The organism is Bacillota bacterium, assembly GCA_040754675.1.
GTDB lineage: Bacteria > Bacillota > Limnochordia > Limnochordales > Geochordaceae > Geochorda.
Genome location: JBFMCJ010000685.1, coordinates 1 through 1,986, shown reverse-complemented (window position 1 = coordinate 1,986; position 1,986 = coordinate 1). Strand labels below are relative to the sequence as shown.

Below are 1,986 nucleotides of genomic sequence, written 5' to 3'. Positions count from 1 at the left end.
GTTGCTGCCATCTCTTGTGGTGGTTGCCATCTTCCTTATCGTTCCTTCTGTTGAGGCTTTGATGCAGAGCCTCAGGCTGGTCGATCCGTTTACCGGCAGGGGGATCTTTGTAGGACTGAGCAACTTCCAGGAGCTGCTTGCCTCGGCGGAGTACCGTCACAGCATCCTGGTCAGCGTGGTCTTCGCGGGACTGGCGACGGTGCTTGGGCTGGCGGTAAGCCTGGGGCTGGCGCTCCTGGTGAGCCAACCGGTCTGGGGTGCCGGTACCTACCGGACGGCACTCCTGTGGCCATACGCCCTGTCGCCTGCCGTCGCGGGCGCGATCTGGGGGCTCGTGTTTGACCCGTCGGCGGGGCCGGTGACGTATGCCCTGTATGGGCTGACCGGGGTGCGGCTCAACTGGATGGTTGACGGCAATCTGGCCCTCGGCGTCGTGACGCTGGCTGCCGTCTGGAAAATGCTTGGCTACAACATCGTGTTCTTCCTGGCGGGGCTGCAGGCCATTCCCCCGGATCTGCTGGAGGCGGCCTCGGTGGACGGAGCATCTGCCTGGAAGCGCTTCTGGGCCGTACGCTTTCCCCTGCTGTCGCCCGTGACGTTCTTCCTGCTGATCATGAACACGCTCCAGGCGTTCTTCGAGAACTTCGGCCTCATCGATGTCCTGACCCAGGGAGGCCCCGCCCGGGCCACCGACATCCTTGTTTACAAGCTGTATCGAGACGGCTTTGTGAACGTACAATGGGGCCTGGCCTCGGCCCAGTCCCTGGCACTGTTCGTCATGGTGGCCGTCCTGACCGTACTGCAGTTTCGTTACGCGGGGCGAAGGGTGTTTTACTCATGAGGACGGAAGCACAGGTGGCCGGTCCGGCGGGACAGGTCATCTCGGCCCGCCAGCCCCCGGCCCGCCCTCGCCGCTCGGCACGCCCCGTGTTGCGGGTACGCCGGGCCTTCTCTCAGGGAGCCCTTCAACTGGCGCTGATTACGGCGGTGGTCGTGGTGGCGTTTCCGGTGGTATACGGGGCCATCGTCAGCACGCAGGCCTTCCAAGACCTGTTCTCGATTCCGCCCAGGCTGACTCCTGGAGAGGCAACCCTTCAGAACTACGCCGCGGCCTGGCGAAAGGCAAACATGGGCCCTCTTCTGGTCAATAGCACGATCATCTCGGTGGCAACTGCCCTGGGCAAGATCGTGCTCTCACTCCTCGCGGCCTTCGCGTTCGCCTACTTCAGGGATTTCCGGGGCAAGACCCTGTTTTTCGTCACCATCCTCATCACCCACATGCTCCCTCTGCCGGTGCGCATCGTCCCAACCTACCAATTAATGCAGACGCTGGGATGGGTGGACTCGTACTATGCGCTCACCATCCCGTTTTTTGCCAGCGCCACGGGCACCCTTCTGTTCCGGCAGTTTTTCCTGACGGTGCCACCTTCCCTGTCCGAGGCCGCGCGCATCGACGGCGCAGGCCCGCTGCGTTTCCTCGTTCAGATCCTCCTGCCGCTCTCGCTGAACAACATCGCGGCGCTGTTCATGGTCGAGTTCGTGTACATGTGGAACCAGTACCTCTGGCCCCTCATCGTTACGACGTCCCAGGAGATGCGGGTGGTCCAGATCGGTATCAAGGTGCTGGTGGCGGCCGACGCCCAGGCCGAATGGAACGTCATCATGGCCGGCGTGATGATCGCCATGATCCCACCTCTCCTGGTGGTGCTCGCCCTTCAGCGCACCTTCGTGCGCAGCCTGTCCCTGGGAACGGAGAAGTGAGTGCCGCGATCAGTGCCCGCAGCAGCCGCACGTTCCGCCACAACTGCAGCCCGATGAATGTGCCTTACTGCCCTCCACGGCGCTCGCGTGCTTGCCGTTACCGGTGCCGAGCACCATCACCGGGCTGTAAACGCGGCGGACGTCCTGCCCGCCGCACTCAGGGCACCGAGGTGCAAGCCCACGCTCCTTCTCCTGGAGTGTGGCCCGCACCTCGAACGGCCGCTC

At 63.6% G+C, this 1,986-nt stretch carries 3 protein-coding genes; 2 read left to right on the top strand and 1 reads right to left on the bottom strand.

Going from position 1 to position 1,986, the window contains the following annotated elements; all coding sequences use genetic code 11:
• Nucleotide 1: 1 nt before the first annotated feature.
• Both AB1609_22515 and AB1609_22510 read left to right on the top strand, forming a co-directional pair.
• Nucleotides 2-841 (top strand): sugar ABC transporter permease, encoded by an 840-nt coding sequence (locus AB1609_22515; protein ID MEW6049208.1) that lies wholly within the window; start codon nt 2-4, stop codon nt 839-841.
• Nucleotides 838-1,761 (top strand): ABC transporter permease subunit, encoded by a 924-nt coding sequence (locus AB1609_22510; protein MEW6049207.1) that lies wholly within the window; start codon nt 838-840, stop codon nt 1,759-1,761. Before AB1609_22515 ends, AB1609_22510 begins: the two co-directional genes overlap by 4 nt.
• Before the next feature lie 9 nt (nt 1,762-1,770).
• Here AB1609_22510 and AB1609_22505 read toward each other — a convergent pair.
• On the bottom strand, nt 1,771-1,986 hold a 216-nt coding region (locus AB1609_22505; GenBank protein ID MEW6049206.1), incomplete at its 5' end, for a hypothetical protein.

What these genes read in the sequence shown, in the direction of transcription:
- AB1609_22510 (MEW6049207.1), top strand. Translation starts at nt 838, where the DNA reads ATGAGGACGGAAGCACAGGTGGCCGGTCCGGCGGGACAGGTCATCTCG.